This is a genomic window from Paenibacillus sp. 1-18 (assembly GCF_000520755.1).
GTDB lineage: Bacteria > Bacillota > Bacilli > Paenibacillales > Paenibacillaceae > Paenibacillus > Paenibacillus brasilensis.
Map to the genome: position 1 here is coordinate 1 of NZ_ASSB01000021.1, position 23,129 is coordinate 23,129.

Genomic DNA, 23,129 nt, shown 5'->3' on the forward strand with positions numbered 1-23,129 from the left:
AATTGAGTTACTTATTTTGGTTATTCAACAGGCGTGATTATTGGTCTTCTCTACGGGAAATTAACCCTAATTTCTATGGCTTGTATAGCATAGCTTTTGGGTGAACTTCTTGTGAATTCCTGTAAGTAATTAATGATTCTCCTCGTAGAGGTGACCTGGGAGCCTCATTTTACACAAATCAGGCAATTAGCATTCCTGCAAGATGTCGCATTTCGCTTTGCAATTTGTATTGAAAAAAATTTAGGAGGAAACAGCATGTTGGGAATCGGTATAAAAAAAGAAAGTAATAATTTGGTTATTACTTGGCAGTTATCTAGGATAGAAGTATCTCTTGAGGATATTGAAGATGTTTCGTTTGATAACACTTATGCTGGACAAGAGAAAGATGCAATAAGAATAGGTACCCCTTATGCAACAACGGATAGGGTTGTAATTAAAACCAATTCAAAGACATATATTTTGTTTACTACAAATGGTCAAAATATTCTTAAAAAAATACAATCCTATCTTTAATTAGCTATTCATAAAAATACAGTATGATGTGCGCGGAGAATGATATTGCATTACTTCATGGGACATTATGATTTACGTTGTACCCCATTACTCAAAATGAGAAATGGGGTATGTACCGTGTTTGTATAGCTTATTTATTTTTAGCGAGTTTCAATTTTCTAATCAACCGATCGATAACATATCCTATGACATACCAGAAACCTATTGTAGTGAAGTACACAAGGGCTATGGGGATATGTGCTTTGCGCACAAATTGAAAATATTCATGCATCCAAACCAACGGGCTAATCATAGCCAAAAGTATATTATAGTCGTCATATCCCGCAATATTTATAGCAGTAACTATACATGAGACTAGGAACAATCAAAAGCGAAAGGACTTCATGGTCTACACCTCCAATCCAATATTAACAACTTGTTACTGCTTACTTAGCTTAGTTTCTGTTCTTTATTAATGCAAAAAATGAATCATGTGGGCATCATGAAGCACTTTGCTATTCATAAGCATGCATGCAAAGTCAATTCAATAACGTTGTTCATCAAGGATACAAAAAAGAAAATTGTCAATGAGATTGTAACTGATTTCTCCAATAGACTGCCATGAAATTATAACGGGTTATTCGACCTTGAATTATAGGTTTCTGGCTGTCTTCTTTACTTGTCACGGTTTTTAGCCGTGCGGTATTCGCATGGATTTGAGTGAAGCTGGAATCTTTCAGGCTTTTCGATTTATGATATACTCTCGTTATATGATTTGAATGGGATGGTGATGGCTAAATGAATCGTACACACGACCTAGGCAAGTTAATCAAACTAACTGGAGATAGAGCAAAACTGGACGCTAAGGCAAATGGCACATATATTGTCTACAAAACGCCGGATGGTCAGTTTGTTAAAGAGTACAGTAATGGTCACGTAGAACGAATTAAAGAACAGGACATTTTATCATGAGTGAGCCGTTTGCTACTATGTTTGTATTCGCAGGAAACAACGGAAGTGGTAAGAGTACAATTCGTAATCTAATCGTTGATAAACTTGGTGTAAGTGTTAATATCGATCCAGATGCGTTAGCACGAGGGATTGATCGTGAAAACCCTGATCGACACAAAGTGTCGGCAGGAAAGGAAGCGATTAAACTAGCGCGGGATTGTATAAGAAATAAACGGGATTTTACTGTAGAGACGACACTTGCTGGTGGCAATGTGATCCGACAAATGCGAATGGCAAAAGAAAACGGCTTTGAAGTCATCATGTTTTATGTGGGTCTTGGTGATTATCGTCTTAATATCGAGCGAGTTGCTGCACGAGTTCGAAATGGGGGTCACCATATTGATACTGCTGATATTATAAGAAGGCATCAGACCTCACTGGATAATCTGCTCTTACATCTTAAACTTATCGATCATTTAATTGTCATTGACAACAGCAGCTCAGATGGTGTGATTGTATTGGAATCAGATAGTGAAACGATAAAACACCATGTAGCGTTGTTACCAGATTGGGTTAAAATCATTGATAGTTACTTGCAAAATAAAAATACTGATCAGGAATAAACCGAAAACTGTATGATTCAGTGATCGATTTATTCTATATTTAATAAACTGTTTTTATTTTCTCTTACACTTTTTTCACAGGACGCAACACAGCGTAGCCGTATCCCTCAGGGAAATGTCGTTGATAATCCTGCTTCGTTTCCTCATCCCATTCATACCCCATACTGCGTGGGCCAAAGTTCCAAGCTTTTTCCTCCACCACTCTCATAACATCTCCATTGTTTTTTAAATAGTTAAAGGGTGGGTGGAAAAACACCAGATAATCTGATTCGGGGATGTTTCGGCACTCCATACCTGCTGGAATCTCTCCAGTGTAGTCAGCAGCAACCGGTATTCCATATAGATAGCCCTTCTGACCATTCTGATAGAACCAGCCTGCGGTTTGACCCAATTGTCCGGGAAGCTTAAGGTGAGACATGCTTTCCAGAGTTCCGCAAATTTCATCACAATTATGACCGTTTCTCCAGAAATCACCGTAGCTTCGAGAAGAGATATCCCAGATCCCAATAAATTTGTGTGCTGGTATATGCTCGATTTTGACTTCAGCTTCTTGTAAATGCTCCTTAACCATCTTATCCCGCTCCTTCAAATGGTAATGGTAAGGAGAGAACACCTCAGCGCGAATGGCTAATGGAATGGGCCGGGGGTTCTTCCGGTATACAGCCGGAGATACCTCGAACGCTTTTACAAATGCTCGTGTAAAAGCTTTCTGTGAAGAAAACCCATACTTTACGGCAACATCGAGGATGCGAACATTGCTGTCCCGGAGTTCAAGGGCTGCCCGGCTAATCCTGCGCATCCATACATAATCCCTTAACGTCATTCCCGTCAGAGAATGAAATTGCCTTGTACAGTAGTAAGGGGAGTAGCCTAGCTGGTCGGACATTCTCAACAACGATGGTGCTGAGGTAAGATTATTATCAATCCAATCAATCATAAGCTGGACCATTTCGTTCCATTCGTACACGGGCGGTTCCCTCCTTTCGACTCCATCTTAACAGCCGAAATGCAGGAATATTTGACTTGAGTTGCATGCACACTTTTGTTGTGTCTGTTTACTCTTCTACATAACGGATATATGGGTGTTGAAAGAACCTTTGATCAGACACGAAATCATATTGTTTTCCTACAACCAGAGGAGGGATTACAGACTGTGAGGAAATATATAATTCTTTATATCCGCCTCCGTTAGAAGCATCTCTCTGTACAACTAAGTAATCGTCTGTAATTTTAACTAATTTAGCAGTTTCAGCATGGTGACTTCCTGAATAAAAATAAAGCCAGCTAAAAATCAGTGAAAAAAATATAACGCTTAAAATAGATGCAGCTATTTTATTCTTTGTAATCAACATTCGCGCACCCCCATAATTCATGTATAAGTCAGGAGACATAAGAAAAAGAATCTACATTATTTCGTTCTTTCATCCGCAATAAAATATGTATGATTGGTTATTTATCCTGTATATGTATATTGTAAGATGTATGGTCGGATGATGAAAGTAGCTTTCACACAAAAAGCCTACCTACCGGAACACCGGCAGGTAGGCTTTTATAACATAAACATTCACTATACTTCATAACTGTATGCAGTCTGTACCTTACATTGCAATCGCACCGACAGCATATCTTTGGTCTGAATTGCCGCGGGCTTCACCGCCCTTACGTCCAATTTCCTGGTAGAAATCCTTGTCATGATTTCTGGAAGTGGCTTCGCCACCCTTTTCACCGATTTCTTGGTAGAATTCCTTGCCATGACTTTTGGAAGTGGCCTCGCCACTTTTTTCGCCAATCGCTTGATAAAATTCTTTGTCGTGATTTTTAGCAGTAGCTTCTCCACCTAAACGTCCTGCCTCTTCGCGACTCATTTTGCCATTTTGGTTGTTGTTAGCCATGTTCAATCACTCCTCATCGAATTTTAGTAAAGCGTGTTCGTGTATCTATTAACCCTCGTGTCAGGAATTAAACATCTCTATTTTATTTTGATAATGGCAAGTAACTGTAGATGACTGGGTATAACCATCTCCATCAGACTTCCCAAGACTCTGTGCGCAGTTGTTGCTGGCGCGTAAATAATACTGGATAAATGAACAGGCTGAGCAGCACACTGGTCAGAATGGCTGAGGTCATGGTAGTAAATACGATCAGCAACTGCAAACGGACGGCGGCAATGGGATTGGCGCCTGCAATGATTTGTCCGGTCATCATGCCGGGGAGCTGAACCAGCCCGAGTGTTTTCTGTCCCTCAATGGTTGGAATCATACTGGAACGTATGCAATTCTTCAGTATAGGGAAGATGGCTTGTCGCGGTGTTCCCCCCAGTGCGAGAATGAGCATGATTTCAGGCTTGCGCAGCAGGACTTCCGACTTGAGCCGTGATACCAGCAGGCTGGACAAAATCATGGAGCTGCCAATGATCATGCCGCTAATCGGAATCATATACCGGGCTGTCGCCGGAATGATATGCAGGCCAATCAGGAACGCCTGTGTAACGATTTCCACACACAACAACGTCAGGAATGACTTCCACATAAGGCCGGGGATAAACCGTCCTTTGCGCGCAACATTTTGGGAGGCTACAGTGATCATGAGCAGAATGAACAATACAATAAATCCGTAGCTCTGCATCCCAAAAATCAAATGTAATACATAACCGATAGCCAGCAGTTGAACCGATGCTCTGATGGTGGCGATCATTATATCCCGGTCAAGACCAAGCTTGAAGGACTTGGACATAACGATGGCAATAAATACAAAACCGAGGGAAAGAATCAAGGCAATAATCGTCATACCCATTCTCCTGCTACAAACTTGCGGGTTTCACTATGTTGTGGAGCGTTAAAAAACGTCTCCGTATCCGCTTGTTCTACCAGTCTTCCGTCGATCATCAGCCATGTTTCGTGACCTACCCTGCGGGCTTGTTCCATATGGTGTGTAATCCAAATCATCGTTGTTCCCTCTTCTTTGTTCATTTGAAGCAGCAGTTCCTCCACCTCTTTGACCGAGGCGGGGTCCAGTGCGGAAGTAATCTCATCCAGCAGTAAAATCTCCGGACGGTTGGCGAGCGTCCGCGCCAAGGCCAAGCGCTGCCTTTGACCACCGGACAGCTCCTGCGCCTTTTGTTCCAGCAGGTCACGGGTAAGTCCTACGCGCTCTAACAGGTCAACCGGATCATGCAGCACCGTACCGTGCAGCCGTTCTACGGTTTGGAGATTGTACAGGACGGTTCCTTGAAGCATGGGAGCATCCTGAAAAACCAATGCTACTTTCCGTCTCAGTTCAGGGATGTCCCACTCGGATACAGGCTTGCCGAATACGCTGATTTCTCCTTCATCCGGTGACAATAAAAGATTACACAGTGAGAGCAGTGTACTTTTGCCAGACCCGGACGGGCCGACCAGCGTGGTAATTTTGCCGGGAGAGACTTTTGCCGTAATTCCGTTCAGGACAGAACGTTGCCGCTCAGACCCGTTGAAATACTTGGTGATATGCTTAAATTCAATGGCAGGAAGTGGATTGGAATCCATAGGTATAGCTATCTCCTTTGCAGAGGATCGAAAAAGTTGCCAGACCCGCTTTATGATCTTATTTCTTTTATTATATCAGTTATGGCAGATATGCTCTTCTTCTATAAAGGTCCGGACAGGGCGATGGTTGCAAGCGGCAGGGTCTTTGTATAGACTAACAGCATTAGTTAAAATGAAAATAGGGTTCAGTGTGTATTTGCATACGTAATAGCCTTACATAGAGATTCGATGAAAGGAGACCGGATGATGTCACCCAGAAACGGAGTGAAGCTGCAAGATATCCTGCAGGCTGCCGAGGACATTGCCAATGAACGGGGAATGGGGGAGGTCACGCTCACCACGCTGGCGCAAAAGCTGCACATTCGCCCGCCGTCTTTGTATAACCACGTGGACGGGTTGAACGGACTGCGCCAAGTGCTGGCTCTACACAGCCTGGGACAGTTGGAGGAAGCTTTGATGAGCGCGGCGGTTGGCAAAGCGGGTGACGATGCACTGACCGCTATGGGGAAAGCCTATATGCAATATGCCCGCGAGCGACCCGGTTTGTATGAAGCGATGCTGTATGCAACTGATCGCAATCATACCGAAGTGAGGCATGCTGCGGATCGCGTGGCGGAGCTTGTTATTTCTGTTCTGTCCAGCGGTTACGGATTTAAGGCAGAGGATTGTGTTCATGCGGCGAGAGGGTTCCGCAGTCTGCTTCACGGTTTTGCCTCGCTCGAACAGAAGGGCGGCTTTGGTTTACCCGTGGAAGTGGACCGGAGTATTGAAGTCATGATGAACACTTTTTTAGCAGGTTTGCGTATGCAGCAGAAACGAGTATAACATGAGGTTCAAATACCGTGCTCTTCCCTGGTAATGGTTTCTATACAGTGAAATGTATAATTATCTGCTCTGTGCGGCGAAAAATTGATATACTTAAAAAATACTGCTAAACGGCGGGTATGGAACCGGTTCACTGAGAGAATGAAGACAAAGAATATGGATATTAGGGGGATTGTGGATGCAACAGGTTTTACAGGATGTGATCGGTGTAATTAACGACTTTTTCTGGTCCAAGTTGTTAATTGTCATGTTGATCGCATTGGGGCTATTTTTTACGTTCCGCTCTAAAGGTCTGCAAGTACGAATGATCGGAGATATGTTCCGGGTTCTGAGAGAGTCGAAGCGCGGCTCCAAGGACAGCATTTCGCCTTTTCAGGCATTTTGTATCAGCATGGCGGCGCGCGTGGGTACGGGTAACATTACAGGGATTGCTATCGCCATTGCGCTGGGCGGCCCGGGTGCGGTGTTCTGGATGTGGATCATTGCGATCATCGGATCAGCATCCAGCTTCGTCGAAAGTACATTAGCCCAAGTATATAAAGTGAAGGACAAAGGCGGATTCCGTGGCGGTCCGGCGTATTACATGGAGATCGGATTGAAAAAGCGGTGGATGGGTATCGTCTTTGCGATACTGATTACACTGAGCTTTGGGATGGTCTTTAACGCGGTGCAGTCCAATACGGTTACGCTGGCTTTTGAAAATGCCTTCGGCACGAATCGGTTGGTCGTGGGTCTGATTATGGCGACTCCGTTTGCGGTCATTATTTTTGGAGGGGTCAAGCGGATTGCCAAAATGTCCGAATATATCGTCATCGTACTGGCGGTGCTGTATATCGGAATTGCGCTGTTTATTGTGATCATTAATATTCAGCAATTGCCGCACGTGTTGTCCCTGATTGTACGCAGTGCGTTTGGTTTCGAGCAGATTGCGGGAGGCTCCATTGGGGCAGCCTTGATGCATGGCATCAAGCGTGGCTTATTTTCCAATGAAGCAGGAATGGGGAGCGCACCGAATGCGGCAGCTACCGCAGACACCAGCCATCCGGTCAAGCAAGGCTTGATTCAGGCTTTTGGAGTGCTGACGGATACGCTTATTATTTGTACAAGCACGGCAATGATTATTTTGTTATCCGGGGCATATACGAAGCCGGGACTTAGCGGTATTGAGCTGACTCAGGCGGCTCTTAGTGTGCACATCGGGCCGTGGGCGCCTGGTTTGCTTGCCATTATGGTATTCCTGTTCGCTTTTAGCGCATTGGTCGGTAACTACTATTACGGCGAAACGAACATCGGGTTTATGAAATCCAGTAAAATCTGGGTATGGCTTTATCGCGCTGCTGTAATTGGCATGGTGATTTTCGGAGCGGTAGCCAAGGTGCAGCTGGTGTGGGATTTGGCCGATTTATTCATGGGCATGATGGTTGTCGTCAATCTGATTGCCATTGCTCTTTTATCCCGAGTCGCTTTTGCAGCCTTAAAGGATTATTCACGGCAGAAAAAGGCGGGTCACGACCCTGTGTTCTACAAAGATAGCATTCCGGGGCTGGAGCAGGTGGAGTGCTGGGAGCGGGAAGCCAAACTGTAGGACAACACCTGATCACAAACTCGACATATCAATCTGATTGCGTCCTGAACCATAAGGGTAAAATACTTCTGTATAATGTAGATGAGAGACTGCGAATACAGGAGGGTTATTGTGAATGTGCTGGATTACACGATCCTTCGTCCGGGTGGACTGACAGATGATCCCGGTATCGGAAAGGTTGCTACGGGGGATGATCCTTCCGTTAGTACCATTTCCCGTTAGGATGTAGCCGCAGTGGTAGCGGCACTGGATGAACGGCAGACGTATCACCGTGCGATTAATCTGGCGTCAGGCAGCACGCCCATTGCTGAGGCTATCCAGCAGGGTTGATGGATTTAGGTTCATTCACATCATAGTTGGAGAGAGGCAGACCAGGGATGTTATTCCGGGTCTGCCTTTTGCTGCTGAATATCTGCGAAAAGATTTGATTAAAACTAATCATGTTATTTATAATACTAATATAGTTAGTTTTAATCAAAATGAGGAGATGAGATGAATGCGTATCGTTCAGGTGCAGCATGTGTATCAATTGACGTTTATGCCCCGATTGTTCCCGGTGAACTGTTACTTGGTGGAGGAGGACGATGGGTTCACCCTGATCGATGCGGGGTTGCCTTACAGTGCAAAAGGTATTGAACAGGCTGCTGTGCGGATGGGGAAGCCGATTATGCGAATTGTACTTACCCATGCCCATGAGGATCATGTGGGTGCGCTGGATCGGTTGAAGGCAAGGTACCCTGATGCGCAAGTGTTCATTTCCAGACGAGATGCGCGGCTGCTGCAAGGCGATGTATCGTTAGAGACAGATGAACCGAATACCCCCATTCGGGGCAGTGTGCCGAAGGGAATTCTTACCCGGCCTGATGTTTTGCTGGAGGACGGGGATCCTGTAGGCTCGCTCCTGGCGATCAGCACACCTGGACACACGCCGGGTTCGATGGCATTTTTGGACACTCGCACCCGTGCGTTGATTGCAGGCGACGCCTTCCAGGTCCGGGGTGGGGTTGCGGTGTCGGGAAGGCTTAAGCCGCTGTTTCCATTTCCCGCACTGGCTACATGGAACAAGGAGAGCTCGCTGGAAAGCGCCAAAAAGCTCGCGCTTTTCAAGCCGTCTTTATTGGCTGTCGGTCACGGCAACATGCTGCAGCATCCGCAGCCTCAACTGGAAAGGGCGATTATGGAGATGGAGCAGCATCTTACGATGAGCTATAAAGGATAGCGATGCTATTAAGAGATATAGCTGTGTGAATCTATATGAATACAAAAAAATATATAAATATATCTAGGATTTTACTATTTTTTTAAACACGCACGGTATGCTTGAGTTACCTAAGGGAGAAGCTCTTTTCTAGAGCTGATCAAACTTTGAAGTGTACTGGGGGTAATTAGAATGGAACTGATTATGGATCATGTTACTAAAACCTATAGCTCTAAACAAGCATTAAAAGATATGACATTACATTTAAAGCCAGGTATATTGGGATTGCTTGGTCCTAACGGAGCTGGCAAGTCGACGCTTATGCGTATACTGGCTACTATTGAGAAGCCAACAAAAGGGACTGTCACCTGGAATAAAATAGACATTACTAAAAATCCTGATGAATTGAGGAGTGAATTAGGGTATTTGCCTCAGGACTTTGGTATATACCCTAATATGAACCCTGTGGAATTTTTAGAGTATATAGCAGCTATGAAAGGTTTGACGATGAAGTCGGCTAAGAAAAGGATTGACGAACTTTTAGAGGCTCTCAACCTTTCTCATGTACGAAAACGCTTGTTGGGCGGATTTTCAGGCGGGATGAAACAGCGAGTAGGAATAGCACAATCCTTGTTAAATGATCCTTCTCTTTTGATTGTTGATGAACCAACAGTCGGATTGGATCCGGAGGAAAGAATCAATTTCAGAAATCTACTATCCTCTCAATCTTCAAACCGTATTGTCATTCTATCGACTCATATTGTGACAGATATCGAATCCATTGCCCCGAATATTGCAGTTATGTCTGAGGGACGCCTCATTACTTATACAACACCGGAACAGTTTATTCAAACGGTCGATCACAAGGTATGGGACTATGTCATTCCCTCAACGAGGTTGCAGGAGATACAAGAAAAATATACAGTCAGCAGTGCAATTCATCGCAGTGATGGTGTACACGCTCGTATTGTTTCGGATAGCCGTCCCGGTGATAGTGCTGTTCCGTTGCCTCCCTCTCTGGAGGATGCCTATTTGTATTCTGTCGCTGCTTTAGGAGTGAGATCATGAGAGGTAATTACTTGTACTTACTTAAAGGGAATGTAATCCAGGAAATCAGAAGATACACGTTCCTGTTGATTTTGGGTATCACCTTGTTTCTTGGATATGCTTTGATTCCTGCAGCGTCGGACGGTTATGAGGTCTTCTATATCAAGGGTGTACGAGGCATTTACAATTCATACTGGCTAGGGGCAATGGTTGCAATGCTATCTACCATGCTATTATGGCTGTTTGGATTTTATATGCTAAGAAGCAAAATTTCTGAGGACCAGCGCCTGAAAATGGGTCAAATTATCGCATCCACACCCATTCGTAATCTTCAGTATATATCGAGCAGAGCGTTCTCAAATTTCTGTGTGTTTATGATCATTGAGCTGGTATTGGTAGTAGCCTTTATGGGAATGCAGTTGCTTCGGGGAGAGGATTTGCATATTAACCTTGCAGCTTATTTCCTTCCTTTGCTATTTGTGAGTATCCCCTCTTTGTTGCTTTTGTCAGCTTTTACAGTTTTATTTGATGTTTTTCCTGGCTTAAAGGGTGCAGTGGGGAATGTATTGTTTTTTGTCATTTGGATTTTTTTAAGTGTGATGTCTATTTCAAACTCAAATAGTCTATGGGATGTTTTTGGAATAAATGCCATCCAGACGGACATGACGAAAGAGGCAGCGGCTCATTTTGACTTTATTTCTGCAAATGAAGTAGGAGGAAGTATCGGCTATTATCCTATTGAGGGGAGAACTCCTACTTTTGAGTGGAGTGGAGTAGACTGGAATAGCCATTTGTTAACTTCGCGTTTAATTTGGATACTTGCCGCATTGTCTATCGTTTTGCTTGCTTCTCAGCTGTTTCATCGATTTGCAGTAAGCAAAACACCTTTTACTGTCAAGCTTCCTGTTCAAGATAAAATGAACAAAGTAGTAGAACGTGAGGAACGCAAATCTTACCAACTATCGCCTGTAAAAAAAGATAAGAGAGTACGTTTGTCCCGTTTAGTTAAGGCAGAACTTCGGATCATGATAAAAGGAATGTCTTTCTGGTGGTATCTGTTAGTGTTGGGTTCAATGATGATAAGCTTGCTGGTACCCTTAGCCCAGATCATAAGCTGGCTGCCTGCTCTTATGCTGTGGCCTCTTGCAATATGGTCACAGATGGGAAACAGAGAGTTTTATTATTCCACAAATGAGCTATTGTTATCCAGTTGTCCGCGTCTGTATAAGTTTTTCTCGGTCTGGATTGCGGGCATTTTAGTTACATTGCTCATCTCCTCAGGCGTTCTGATTCACTTTTTTCTGGAAGGAGAATTTACATACATTTATTCATGGGCAGTGGGTAGTTTCTTTGTTCCGACCTTGGCTTTAACGCTTGGGACATTAACCCGGTCAAGAAAGCTTTTCGAGGTGCTATACATGCTGTTGTGGTATCTAGGTCCTGTAAATGATATCCCTTATTTGAACTTTCTAGGGATTCCAACGGGACACTCAGCCTTGTATATAATGTTGACGTTTGTGCTTTTAGGTGTAGGTATTTTGATACAATATGTTCGGGAATGGAATTTACTAGCTGGTTCTAAAAATAATACCCAAATGAATCAGCCTACCAAAGGAGAATATCATGGAAAACTGGAGAAATAAAGGGATAGCCCTGTTGTGTGCTAGTATGTTGGCAGTGCTTGTGGCAGGTTGTAATTCGGATTCTGATGCAAAGAGTGAAGTGAAGCGGTTTAATAGTGACAATATAAAAAATATATATGTTCAAACAGACAGTCAAAATATTGAACTGAGCCGATCGGATAATGCACAAATCGAGGTTCGGTCCACGATTAAAGGAGTAACTATTTCGGACGAGGGAGAGACACTTAAGGTGATTGCTGCAGAATCTTCAGGTATATTTAATCTTAAAACGAATATAGTGTATGTAGCTTTGCCTAACCGTATTTATAAAAAAATAGATTTAATTACAAAATCGGGTAAAATAACTGGGAAAGATAGTAAATCGAAAGAGTTGAGCATATCTGGAGATTCTGGTTCTATTGGTATTCAAGGATTCGAAGGAGAGAAAATTGTAAGTCATACGTCGTCAGGAGATATTAATTTGGCAGGGATTAGCGGTGGGATGGAGGTGAGCGCAGATGCGGGCAACATTAATATTTCTCATCAAGGAGAGATCGCGCAAGACAGTAGTGTCAAGAGCAATAGTGGGAAGATCGAATTAAAACTAGATCCTGCTCCTTCATCACTACGAATTAATGCTGTCACGAAATCTGGCAAAATTGAGTCTTCATTGAAAGCCTCATCTGGCCCGTCAGGGTCCGATAAAGAATTGCACGCCCAAATTGGTAAGATAACAGATGAAAGTCCCGTACTTTTTGTTGAAAATTCTTCCGGATCCATTGTGATTCAATAATGGTTTAAAAAAGACATCATACTGACAAGCGCTGATTAAGAATCAGCGCTTGTTTCATTGATAAAGGGTAAAGTAACATATACTGTAGTGCCTTTTGAAAGCTCGCTACCCATGGTAATTGTGCCATTGTGAGCAAGAATGAGCTGTTTGGCGATGGCCATGCCGAGTCCGGTACCAAATTCGGGTGCGTGTGTGGTAGAGCCACGATAATATTTTGTGAAAATATTTTTAATGGTTTCTGGCTCCATGCCTACACCATTATCAACGATTTTGAATTCTATCGTGGTTTCATTTTTTCTAGCTAAGGTTGTCCGGATTTCAGTCCCTGCCGGATTATGAATGACGGCATTCATGAGCAGATTTTGCAGAGCCCTGTACAGTAGTCGTTCATCATAGTAAGCTTTGATCAGTTTTTCTTCAGTATTGAAGCTTATCATATGCTCGGCAGCATTAGGGTTATTGCATATATCAGTAATGAGATTTTCGATAAATGCGACCAGGTTTCCTTGTTTGAGATGAACAGGAAATTGAGAATCTATATTTTCAATTTGTAAAGAAAGATTAAGATCCTGGATTAACCTTTCTAGATGCAGGCTTTTATGATGAATTTCGAGTAAAAAGGATTTTTGTTCTTTAGCACTCCAGGTATATTCATCATTCAGCAGCAAAGTAGTGTAACCTGTAATGTAGGTAAGCGGTGTTTTGAGGTCATGTGAGATTCCAGCAATCCAGTCACGCTTAGACTCTTCTGTATTCTTCCGTTCCATTTCTGCTTGCTGGAGACTATCGGATAGAGTGTGTATGTTATGAATGACTTCTTTATACAGTCGATAAGGCTGTTTAAGCTTGGAACGCTGGTTATACACCTTATTTTTTTTAGTAATTGGAGCTTCGTATTTTCCCTTTGTCAAATTATCGATCCAGGACATGATAAACCATAACGGACCTCCGAAATACCAACTGAAAACTACGCTGCACATCATAATATTCACTGCAAAGGTTGATAATACTAACAAATCATAGTTTGAATTTTCCGGTACAATTCCTAGAGCAGGCAAAATTATTTCTGTAGTTATAATGGTCATGACGGCCATACTAAGCAGCCAGGCTAGAAGACCCAAAATAAAGTGTACACCATAACGAAGTTTAACTCTCATAGTCAATCCCTTCATTGTGGGGGGACAAATTTGTAGCCAATCCCCTTGAGATTAATGATAATTTCAGGTGATTTTGGGTTTATTTCCATTTTCTTTCTTATTTTGGAAATGTGCATGGCTACCGTTTTTTCTTCACCGTAAAGGGGCTCTCCTCCCCATACCAGTTCATAGATTTGTGAACTGGTATAAATCCGATTTGGATTTCTTAGAAAAAAACGGAGAAGATCCAACTCCTTAGCCGTGCATTCGATTTTTTGCTCGTCAAATACAAGCATGGCATCGGATGGCTTAAGCGTAAGCCGCCCTACTCGAATTTCCTGATTCTCCTGTATAGCGTACGATTGTGTTTGGTATATTTTTTGTCTCCTGAATATCGCTTCAATACGAGCTACGACCTCTAGTGGATTGAACGGCTTGGTAATATAGTCATCCCCGCCGACACTTAATCCTTTTAATTTATCAAAATCGCTTGAGCTTGCTGAAATAAATATAATCGGAGCGTTAGTGTGGCTTCTTACCAAACTACATAGTTCAAAACCATTCATATCCGGAAGCATAACATCCAATATGATTAGATCATAATTATGGCTCCGCACCATTTCCACCGTTTGTTTTGCGTTAGTACAACGGCTGATATGGGTGTAATGTTCCTTTTTTAAGGTTACTTCTAACAGCGTTAGAATACCTATTTCATCATCTACTAAAAGTATCTTTTCGTTTTTCAGCAAGGGAAGAATTCCTTTCTGCGAGATTATGCATTTTTAATTGGGCGAAACAGGAAAATTATTGTGACACAAAAAATAAATACAATGACTCCGAAGGAAATGAGTATATGAGAGATTTGCAGGCCTCTATTAAGCAAAATAGAGATCAAGGCCTGAGATAAAGGGACGAGTCCTGTTGTTGCTGTTGTTACAAGACTTAAAACCCTCCCGATTTTGTCCTGAGGGGTTCTTTCTTGAAGCAGAGTGACAAAAAAAGTATTACTAAAGGAAATAATGAACCCGATTATGCCTAATAATAATAGGAATTGCAAAAAATGAATGCTAATCCCCAAAAATAAAATAGAAAGTCCGCATAAGGCAAGGCTCAGATCATAGACATCGGGCCTGTCAGAAAGAAACCGGCAACGATTAAGACAATAATAATGGCCTTGATGAACGCATCCTCTTTTATGAAATAGACCACTTTCTTCCATTTCTTAAAAAATGTAGAGGCTAGGAAAGGAATTGGTGGATTTTACTATAAGTATATTTACTGGAAAAAAGAGAAGAAAGCGCCCGAAATCAAAATTGCTGCAATACCGCCAAACAAATGATTATACGAGCCATAGCTAAGAATAACGCCCCCGATTAAAGGCCCCGCCAAACTGAAAAATTGCTGTATGATTTGAGATAATGAGTTGGCATGAGCCAGATGAGAATCTGGAACAATTGAAGGAATGAGTGAGGATGAAGCTGGCCAATAGAAGGATTCTAAAATCCCAAATAATACAGCAAAGGCAACAACTACGTGGAAGCTTAAGATACTTGATGTAAAACAAAATATCATAATGATTAACAATATTCCCCGTAATATATCGGATAGGAACATAATATGTGTTTTCTTGTAGCGGTCTGCCAGAATTCCTGTAAAGGGCATTAATAGTAAACGTGGAATGCCCGTGGCCATGAGAACGATACCCAGATTATTTCCTAAGGCGAGGTGGTTTACGACATACCAGGATTCTGCTAAAAGATAAATTGAAATTCCGGAACTGTTAAATGTGATTGAAAGCAGGACAAGAAAAAATGGAATATTTTTAAAATGAAATTTTATTGTCTTGTGGCTGTCTAGACATTTCTGCATAAGTTTCCATGTCATATCTCCTTAAACTTATTTATTGGCAGCAATGTATAAAATACTTTTAAGCTACTCTGGATGTCATATAATTAAAAATTAAAATTTTAACTGAGTACAACTCACTGATTGATTCGCTCTCCTCCTTTGTTTCAAGTGGATTAGATACGGTTTGCTCTATGTGTATGTTCTTTGAGGTAGGGTTGAAAACACCTGAATAGACTCCATGCCAATGAAAAAATGTATTTAACTACTTAATTTATTTTTTTTGATTGGAATAACATAGCAAATAATACCTTAAAAACAAAATATACTATATATGCATATCATTATAACTTAAGTTGACAAAATACAATATCGAGAGTAAGTTGTTAAAAGTAATTATACAAATAATTAAATTTATGTGTTCATCGTATTTTTTCGACAAATTTTTCATTTCTCACAACTCGTAAAAGAGGGGGATTTTATGGATCATTTGACTCAGCGATTGCAAGACACGTGTGAATTTGATGATGCTTGGAAGCAATATATGGATGGAATGGACCATTATCCGGAAATTTATAAACAATATACGGACAATGGGAGCATTGATGAAAGTACAAAGGATTTCACCATAGAGTTTTTTTTAGAGGAGACAAATGATCTCCTTCAAAAAGGTACGGATACGACGCACACGCTGGCAACTCTTCTATATACGATCTGGGGTATTATTATACAAAGATATACGAATACTGAGGACATTGTTTTTGATAGAATTATATATCAAGAGGGGATAGATGAATCACCGATTTTATTCCCGTTCCGAATGCGAAATGAAGGAAGAGAAACTTTTTCGCAATTATTAGCTCGTATGCGTACAAATGAACAAAAACTGACACACCTGAGTTTCTTCGAAGAAGCTGTGCTTAATCAGGCGGTTGCACCGCATTATTTTATTTTCGAACAGCATGGATCCATGTGTGCATGGCAAGATTGTTTCCACGTTAAGTATAAAAGGAGCCTAGGAGTGTATGCCTTTTTAGAGCCAAATTTAAAATTAAGGTTCACCTTTAATCCGAATATCTACCCGGAAAAATTTGTACAAAATATGGCCCAGCAATATAAACGTATATTATTTATTGCATTGTCCAGTCCTGAGACGCTCATGAGCAATTTGAGCGTGATTAGTCCGGAAGAGAAAAAACACGTATTGGGAATCAACGGGGATCACCAGGATTTCCCGCGGAGCCAAAGTATTGTTCATCTATTCAGGCAGCAAGTACAGAAAAATCCTTACCATTCAGCACTTATCTTTGGTTCGGATTCACTGAACTATCAGGCACTTGATTACAAGTCGGATGTAGTAGCGTATTATTTATGCAGTCACGGTATTAGACCAGGAGATCGCATAGCACTGATGAACGACAGAACTCCATATATGATTATAAGCATTTTAGGAGTGTTGAAGGCGGGTGCTACCTATGTGCCTATTGATCCAACTTATCCAGCGGAACGTATAGAATTTATGCTTTCAGATAGTCAGGCTATATTGATGCTAGTAGAAGAACAATATGAAAAGCTGGCATTAAATTATAATATAGCAGTAAATAATATTCATAAAATTCTTCAAAACGATACAATTTACCCTGTCGAACTCCCTCCACAAGACCCACATCATGAAGCCTATATTATCTATACCTCAGGTTCGACGGGTAAGCCCAAAGGTATAATGACAACGCATATTAATATTATTAAAACCGTTATAAATTGCGGCTATGTAGAATTAACTTCGGAAGATAAGCTATTGCAACTCTCCAATTATGTGTTTGATGGTTCGACATTTGATATTTTTGGCTCGCTTTTGAACGGAGCCCAATTGGTGATCGTTCCCAAAGAAATCCTCCTAGACCCTGCACAACTTTTAGCTCTTATTCAAAGAGAACAAATAACAGTAACCTTTATGACTACCGCATTGTTTAATTTGTTGGTAGATATTGAAATTAATGGCCTGGAGCCTCTGCGTAAAATTTTGTTTGGTGGAGAGCTGTCCTCAGTAAAGCATGTACAGCGAGCTTTTGAGATACTTGGAGAAAATCGAATTGTTCACGTCTACGGACCTACGGAAACAACAGTGTTTGCAACCTATTATCCTGTAACTGCAGAGATTATGAAGATGGATTTTGTTCCTATCGGGCGCCCGATTCATAATACAAGTGTATATATACTGGATAGAAATAGCCAGTTTCAGCCAATTGGTGCTCCAGGCGAATTGTATATAGGCGGTGAAGGAGTTGCGAAGGGTTATCTGAACAGACAGGATATTACAGATTTTGCGTTTATAAAGCATCCTTTGATTAATGGAGAGCGCCTATACAAATCAGGTGATTTGGTGCGTTGGACAAGTGATAGTCAACTTGAGTTTTTAGGCAGACTGGACAATCAGGTCAAAATTAGAGGTCACCGTATTGAACTGGAGGAAATTGAAAAGTCTATAGCTCAACATCCTCAAATTAATCAGGTATTTGTATTGCCGTTAACTGATAATGAAGGGCATTATATAGACTTATGTGCCTATTATATATCCCAAAACGGTGAAGAAATCGAGGATCTCAAAGAATACCTTTTGTTGGATCTTCCTTCATATATGGTACCATCTCACTATATTGCCATGTATGATTTCCCATTAACCCCTAATGGAAAGATTGATAAAAGGTCATTCCCTTTACCAGTGCCTACAGTACGAACAAGCTACGAAGCTCCGTCCAGCGAAGCGGAAGCGAAACTAGTAGAAATGTGGGGCATGATCTTTCAAAATATCAGTATCGGGGTCTGTGATAACTTTTTTGATTTGGGCGGACAGTCTCTTAATGCGATGATGATGATCTCACAAGTAAGAAAAGAGTGGGGCATTGCACTATCTATACGTGAATTTTTTGCCAATCCTACAATTAAACAATTGGCTCTATACATCCAGGCTGCCCATCAGAACCATTTCCATCCACAGATTGCTTTGGAATCTTGTGAAAAGAGAGATTATTATCCTGTATCAGCTGCCCAAAGGGCTATTTATACTGTTCAACAATTAGATGATCAGGGGTGCGGATATAACATTACTTCTGTCCACTATATTCAGGGAAAGATAGATCGCCAACGTTTGGAGCAAGCGATTAATTTCCTGGTTCAAAGACATGAAAGTCTTCGTACCACTTTTCATTATGTAGATGGACAGCTCGTTCAAAAAATAAATACAGAAGCCAGAATTCAACTGGAAACATGCAGTATCCATCGTCAGGAGGAGATGTCTGACCGTATTCGATCTTATATTCAGCCCTTCAACTTGGAGAAGGCTCCATTGTTTCGGGCAACTCTATTAGAAAGCGCGCCTGAGGAATATATATTCATTATGGATACGCATCATATTGTTATGGATGGTATGTCCATGAATTTGTTCTATAAGGAATTATCCGAGTTGTATCAGGGGGGGACATTACTACCTAATCTCTACCAATTTAAAGATTATTCTGTATGGGAAGAAAAAATGCTTCAAACAATGGAATATGACGCTAAATCTGAATTCTGGCAACAACGATTCTCGGATGAAATACCAATATTAAACTTGCCAACTGATTTTTCACGGCCTCCAAAACAGGATTTCAAGGGAAGTCGAAGTTATTTTGAAATGGACCAGTGTTTGATATCTGACCTTAAAAAATTAACGGAGCAGAGTAGCACGACCACATTTATGGTTTTACTGGCAGCCTATCATGTACTCTTGTCAAAATGGAGCGGACAGGAAGATATTATTGTTGGAACGGCTATTGCAAATCGAAATCATGTTGAACTGAATAATGCCGTAGGTATGTTTGTAAACACGGTGGCTCTTCGGAATGTATCTCATGAGTATCAGACTTTCCTGGAGTTGCTGCTGACAATAAAAGAGAGAACACTACAGGCATTTGAACATGGGGACTATCCCTTCGAAAAAGTTGTTCAGAACTTAAATCAGAAACGGGATGCTAGTCGCAATCCACTATTTGATACTATGCTCATCATGCAGAATACGGAGCAACATGAATTGTCTATTGATGGTGCAGTTGTTGAACCACTCAACATAGCTGGCAACCAATCAAGATTTGATCTATCCTGGGAGTTCTATGGAAAGCAGTTAAGCTTTTCGGTGGAATACAGCACGGCTTTGTTTCAAAGTGACAGCATATCCAGAATGGCGGAGCAATTTATCTTTATCCTGCAACAGGTTACCCGCTCACCAGATATTCAACTGCTTGATTTGGAGGTAATGCCTGACAGACAGAGGCAGCTTGTACTATTTGATTTTAACGACAATTCCCAGCCCTATCCTGATCATAAGACCGTTCATCAATTATTCGAGGAGATAGCGGTAGCTAGATATAACCATACTGCGCTTGTATGCAATGAACAATATGTAACTTATTCAGGCCTTAACCAATGGGTTAATTCACTTGCCAGGAGATTACGTTATGAACTTGGGGTAAAACGTGAACAATTTGTCGGTATTATGATGGATAAGTCTATTGAGATGGTCGTTGCAGTATTGGCTGTACTTAAGGCAGGCGGAGCTTACATGCCAATTGATCCGGCTTATCCCTCCGAACGGATACAATATATGCTGAAAGATAGCGGTGCTCAACTTCTATTAACCCATCTGGATGTTCAGATTCCTGCTGACTATTCGGGAGAGGCTCTGAATGTGGAGTTCTCCGAGTATAAAGCAGACTTGAGCATAGATAACCTGCCAAATATAAATACAGCTCATGATTTGGCCTATATGATCTATACATCTGGATCAACTGGGAATCCGAAAGGAGTCATGATTGAGCATCAGGGATTGAGTAACTTTTTATTGGCAGCCTCCACATTAGGTATTCATAAGGATTCCAGAGTTTTACAATTTGCTCCTTTTAGTTTTGATGGTTCTGTCGCAGAAATATTCCTAACCCTTCTCTCGGGTGCCACATTGTATATTGAGAAAAAGGAAAATATTATTTCCGATCTTGTGCAGATGCTTCGGGAAAAGAAAATTACAGCAGCCATTCTTCCACCGAGTATGCTGAGAGCCGTTGAATATAAGAATCCCCCTCATTTGGAAGCATTAGCAACCGTAGGAGAAGCCTGCAGTAAGGAGCTTGTAGAAACATGGGGGGAAGGCAGAGATTTCATCAATGGATATGGTCCAACGGAAGCAACGATCGGCTCCACCTTGGGTGTGATTACGAAGGATACGGATAAGATTACGATAGGAAAACCTATACCCAATAAAAAAATATATATTTTAAACTCTAATATGCAACTGCAACCGATCGGGGTTTCTGGAGAAATTTACATTGGCGGAGCTGGGATCGCCAGAGGATATTGGAATAATCCAGATATGACCAAAGAAAAGTTTATTGATAATCCGTTCGGAGAAGGTCGGATATATAAATCGGGAGATTTAGGGCGATGGTTGCCGGACGGTACAATTGAATTTATGGGGCGAAAAGATTATCAGGTTAAAATTAACGGTCATCGCATCGAAATGGAGGAGATCACAGAGACTCTTCTGAAGCATCCAGGTGTCCTGGAGGCCACTGTCATTGATTGTCAGGAAGAGCGCCACACAAAATTAGCTGCTTATGTAGTGCTGAAAGATGACAATATACGTGAAGAGTTGAGGACTTATTTAAGTACCCGGCTGCCTCAATATATGATACCTAACTATATTGTTACACTACCATCACTACCTTTGACTCCTAATCTTAAGATAGACCGAAAGGCTTTACCGGCGCCATCCTTTGAAGCATCAGATGCTTCTGCTTACAAGGCACCTTCAAATGAAATAGAAGCCCTGCTGGTATCTATCTGGCAAGAAATATTCAGAGTGGACCGTATAGGGGTGCTGGATCATTTTATTAAATTGGGCGGGGATTCGATCAAGGGGATTCAAATTGCGGCTCAACTAAGCAAACACCATTATAAATTAGATTTAAAAAAGCTTTATGAGTTTCCGACTATTTTTGAATTAGCTCCATATGTCCATCCCATCCGTAAGAAGTCGGAACAACAAGCTGTTGTAGGAGATGTGCCGCTAACGCCGATCCAAAGCTGGTTTTTTGAACAGAACTTTCCTGATGAGCAGCATTGGAATCAATCAGTCCTTTTCCCAGCAGAAACAATATGGGATGAAGCGCGGGTTGAAAGAACCTTGATGAAACTGGTTGAACATCATGATGTGCTGCGTATGACATTCATTAAGGAACGAGATCAAGTTATTCAGACGAATCGAGGGTTGGACCATAAGAGTTTTGAACTTCATGTCTTCCATTGGCAGACTGAGACGGATTGGGAGGATAGCCTTAAGAGAGAAACGACCAGACTGCAAAAAAGTATGAATCTTACTGAGGGAATCTTAATGCAAGCGGGACTCTTTAAGACGCCTGAAAATGAATATCTGTTTATAGCTGTTCACCATTTGGTGATTGATGGCGTTTCCTGGCGTATTTTTCTGGAGGATTTTAACCAGGTATATGCACATCTCGAAAATAATACTGATGCTTCTCTTCCGCCTAAGACGGATTCATTCAGGGAATGGAGCCATGCATTACGAGAATATGCGAATACACAACAATTCCGGAATGAGCTCAATTTCTGGGAGAGTCAAGATGAGCTCCTACGGGAAAATTCGCCACAGAAACGGGAGAATTCGGGTAAATGCACGATGCAGGATAGCAAGGTCACTTCAATCATGTTCCCGAATCAAACAACACAACATGTATTGACACAGGTCCATCGCCCATTCAACACAGAAGTTAACGATATCTTGCTGAGTGCTCTTGTGTTATCCGTGTCTCAATGTACTGGAAATCCAATAATACCTGTAGCTTTAGAGGGCCATGGAAGAGAGCATATCCACAAGGAGATTAACATCAATAGAACGCTGGGGTGGTTTACTTCTATCTATCCCGTCATCTTCACATTGGACAATCCAGAGATAGGTGAAGTCATTAAAACAGTCAAAAATACACTACGGAGCATCCCTAATAAAGGCATGGGCTATGGAATCATGAAATATATATGTGCTGACAAACTGACCCATTTGTCGAATCCATCTCCGGGAATTAGCTTTAATTATTTAGGGATATTTGATACGGGCGCTGTCTTACAGGGATTAGGCCAGTCTTCAATTTCTATCGGAGAATCCATAAGTCCACTTACACCGATGACAGCTAATTTGGAGATTAATGGTGCTGTTCATCAAGAGAATCTACTATTGGAGTTTCGGTATAATCCGAACCTGTACACCGATCAGGCGATGAATAGGCTTGTCGAGACATTTCAAGCGAGTTTGTACGGTATTATCCAGTATTGTATGGAGAAAAAGGAGCAGGTACTAACAACAAGTGACTTTAGTGCCAAAGGAATCAATCAAGAGGATCTGGATTTGTTTCTGGACTCTTTAAACTAAAACAGGTATCGAGG

19 protein-coding genes are annotated in these 23,129 nt (G+C 41.6%); 11 read left to right on the forward strand and 8 right to left on the reverse strand.

From position 1 onward, the window contains the following. Positions 1 to 255 precede the first annotated feature (255 nt). The 3 genes from L693_RS0101255 to L693_RS0101270 all read left to right on the forward strand — a co-directional run bounded on the left by L693_RS0101255 (position 256) and on the right by L693_RS0101270 (position 2,066). A complete protein-coding gene (locus tag L693_RS0101255; RefSeq protein ID WP_025715709.1) occupies positions 256 to 513 on the forward strand; it encodes a SunI/YnzG family protein in 258 nt (85 codons plus the stop codon). A 777-nt stretch (positions 514 to 1,290) separates the two neighbouring features. After that, positions 1,291 to 1,464, forward strand: coding sequence for a hypothetical protein (locus L693_RS30380; RefSeq protein ID WP_197029822.1), 174 nt, complete (start codon positions 1,291 to 1,293; stop codon positions 1,462 to 1,464). Further along, entirely contained in the window at positions 1,461 to 2,066 is a 606-nt protein-coding gene (locus L693_RS0101270; protein ID WP_025715710.1) for a zeta toxin family protein, read from the forward strand. The genes L693_RS30380 and L693_RS0101270 overlap by 4 nt, the downstream gene beginning before the upstream one ends. A 64-nt stretch (positions 2,067 to 2,130) precedes the next feature. Here L693_RS0101270 and L693_RS0101275 read toward each other — a convergent pair whose 3' ends face one another. The 5 genes from L693_RS0101275 to L693_RS0101295 form a co-directional block, all read right to left on the reverse strand. After that, the gene (locus L693_RS0101275; RefSeq protein WP_025715711.1) at positions 2,131 to 3,033 is read right to left on the reverse strand and encodes an AraC family transcriptional regulator; all 903 of its coding nucleotides are present in this window, start codon (positions 3,031 to 3,033) and stop codon (positions 2,131 to 2,133) included. Between the two features lie 88 nt (positions 3,034 to 3,121). Next, positions 3,122 to 3,418 carry a hypothetical protein gene (locus tag L693_RS0101280; RefSeq protein WP_025715712.1) on the reverse strand — a complete coding sequence of 99 codons (297 nt, stop codon included), beginning with the start codon at positions 3,416 to 3,418 and terminating at the stop codon, positions 3,122 to 3,124. A 246-nt stretch (positions 3,419 to 3,664) separates the two neighbouring features. Then, positions 3,665 to 3,958 (reverse strand): KGG domain-containing protein, encoded by a 294-nt coding sequence (locus tag L693_RS0101285; RefSeq protein ID WP_025715713.1) that lies wholly within the window; start codon positions 3,956 to 3,958, stop codon positions 3,665 to 3,667. Positions 3,959 to 4,091: 133 nt separating this feature from the next. Next, positions 4,092 to 4,853: an ABC transporter permease gene (locus L693_RS0101290; RefSeq protein ID WP_025715714.1), complete on the reverse strand. Its 762-nt coding sequence runs from the start codon at positions 4,851 to 4,853 to the stop codon at positions 4,092 to 4,094. Beyond that, positions 4,850 to 5,590 carry an ABC transporter ATP-binding protein gene (locus L693_RS0101295; RefSeq protein ID WP_025715715.1) on the reverse strand — a complete coding sequence of 247 codons (741 nt, stop codon included), beginning with the start codon at positions 5,588 to 5,590 and terminating at the stop codon, positions 4,850 to 4,852. Before L693_RS0101295 ends, L693_RS0101290 begins: the two co-directional genes overlap by 4 nt. Positions 5,591 to 5,836: 246 nt before the next feature. On the opposite strand from L693_RS0101295, the gene L693_RS0101300 reads away from it, so the two are divergent. The 7 genes from L693_RS0101300 (at position 5,837) to L693_RS0101335 (ending at position 12,660) form a co-directional block, all read left to right on the forward strand. Continuing rightward, complete coding sequence (locus L693_RS0101300) at positions 5,837 to 6,415, forward strand: TetR/AcrR family transcriptional regulator (protein WP_025715716.1); 579 nt, start codon at positions 5,837 to 5,839, stop codon at positions 6,413 to 6,415. A 178-nt stretch (positions 6,416 to 6,593) separates the two neighbouring features. After that, complete coding sequence (locus tag L693_RS0101305) at positions 6,594 to 8,000, forward strand: alanine/glycine:cation symporter family protein (protein ID WP_025715717.1); 1,407 nt, start codon at positions 6,594 to 6,596, stop codon at positions 7,998 to 8,000. 111 nt (positions 8,001 to 8,111) lie between these two features. Continuing rightward, complete coding sequence (locus tag L693_RS30940; protein ID WP_231503493.1) at positions 8,112 to 8,222, forward strand: SDR family oxidoreductase; 111 nt, start codon at positions 8,112 to 8,114, stop codon at positions 8,220 to 8,222. Between the two features lie 274 nt (positions 8,223 to 8,496). Then, on the forward strand, positions 8,497 to 9,219 hold the full coding sequence (locus L693_RS0101320) for an MBL fold metallo-hydrolase (protein WP_025715718.1): 723 nt from the start codon (positions 8,497 to 8,499) through the stop codon (positions 9,217 to 9,219). A gap of 171 nt (positions 9,220 to 9,390) precedes the next feature. Beyond that, on the forward strand, positions 9,391 to 10,266 hold the full coding sequence (locus L693_RS0101325) for an ABC transporter ATP-binding protein (protein WP_025715719.1): 876 nt from the start codon (positions 9,391 to 9,393) through the stop codon (positions 10,264 to 10,266). Between the two features lie 65 nt (positions 10,267 to 10,331). Beyond that, positions 10,332 to 11,888: a hypothetical protein gene (locus L693_RS0101330; protein ID WP_231503494.1), complete on the forward strand. Its 1,557-nt coding sequence runs from the start codon at positions 10,332 to 10,334 to the stop codon at positions 11,886 to 11,888. Beyond that, a complete protein-coding gene (locus L693_RS0101335; RefSeq protein ID WP_025715721.1) occupies positions 11,869 to 12,660 on the forward strand; it encodes a DUF4097 family beta strand repeat-containing protein in 792 nt (263 codons plus the stop codon). Before L693_RS0101330 ends, L693_RS0101335 begins: the two co-directional genes overlap by 20 nt. A 35-nt stretch (positions 12,661 to 12,695) precedes the next feature. Here L693_RS0101335 and L693_RS0101340 read toward each other — a convergent pair whose 3' ends face one another. The 3 genes from L693_RS0101340 to L693_RS0101350 form a co-directional block, all read right to left on the reverse strand. Next, positions 12,696 to 13,817 carry a sensor histidine kinase gene (locus L693_RS0101340; protein ID WP_025715722.1) on the reverse strand — a complete coding sequence of 374 codons (1,122 nt, stop codon included), beginning with the start codon at positions 13,815 to 13,817 and terminating at the stop codon, positions 12,696 to 12,698. An 11-nt stretch (positions 13,818 to 13,828) separates the two neighbouring features. Further along, entirely contained in the window at positions 13,829 to 14,542 is a 714-nt protein-coding gene (locus L693_RS0101345; RefSeq protein ID WP_025715723.1) for a response regulator transcription factor, read from the reverse strand. A gap of 529 nt (positions 14,543 to 15,071) precedes the next feature. Beyond that, positions 15,072 to 15,680, reverse strand: a complete 609-nt coding sequence (locus tag L693_RS0101350) for an MFS transporter (RefSeq protein ID WP_025715724.1) — start codon at positions 15,678 to 15,680, stop codon at positions 15,072 to 15,074. Positions 15,681 to 16,122: 442 nt separating this feature from the next. Here L693_RS0101350 and L693_RS0101355 point away from each other — a divergent pair, with 442 nt between their 5' ends. Next, positions 16,123 to 23,115 carry a non-ribosomal peptide synthetase gene (locus tag L693_RS0101355; protein ID WP_025715725.1) on the forward strand — a complete coding sequence of 2,331 codons (6,993 nt, stop codon included), beginning with the start codon at positions 16,123 to 16,125 and terminating at the stop codon, positions 23,113 to 23,115. Positions 23,116 to 23,129 lie beyond the last annotated feature (14 nt).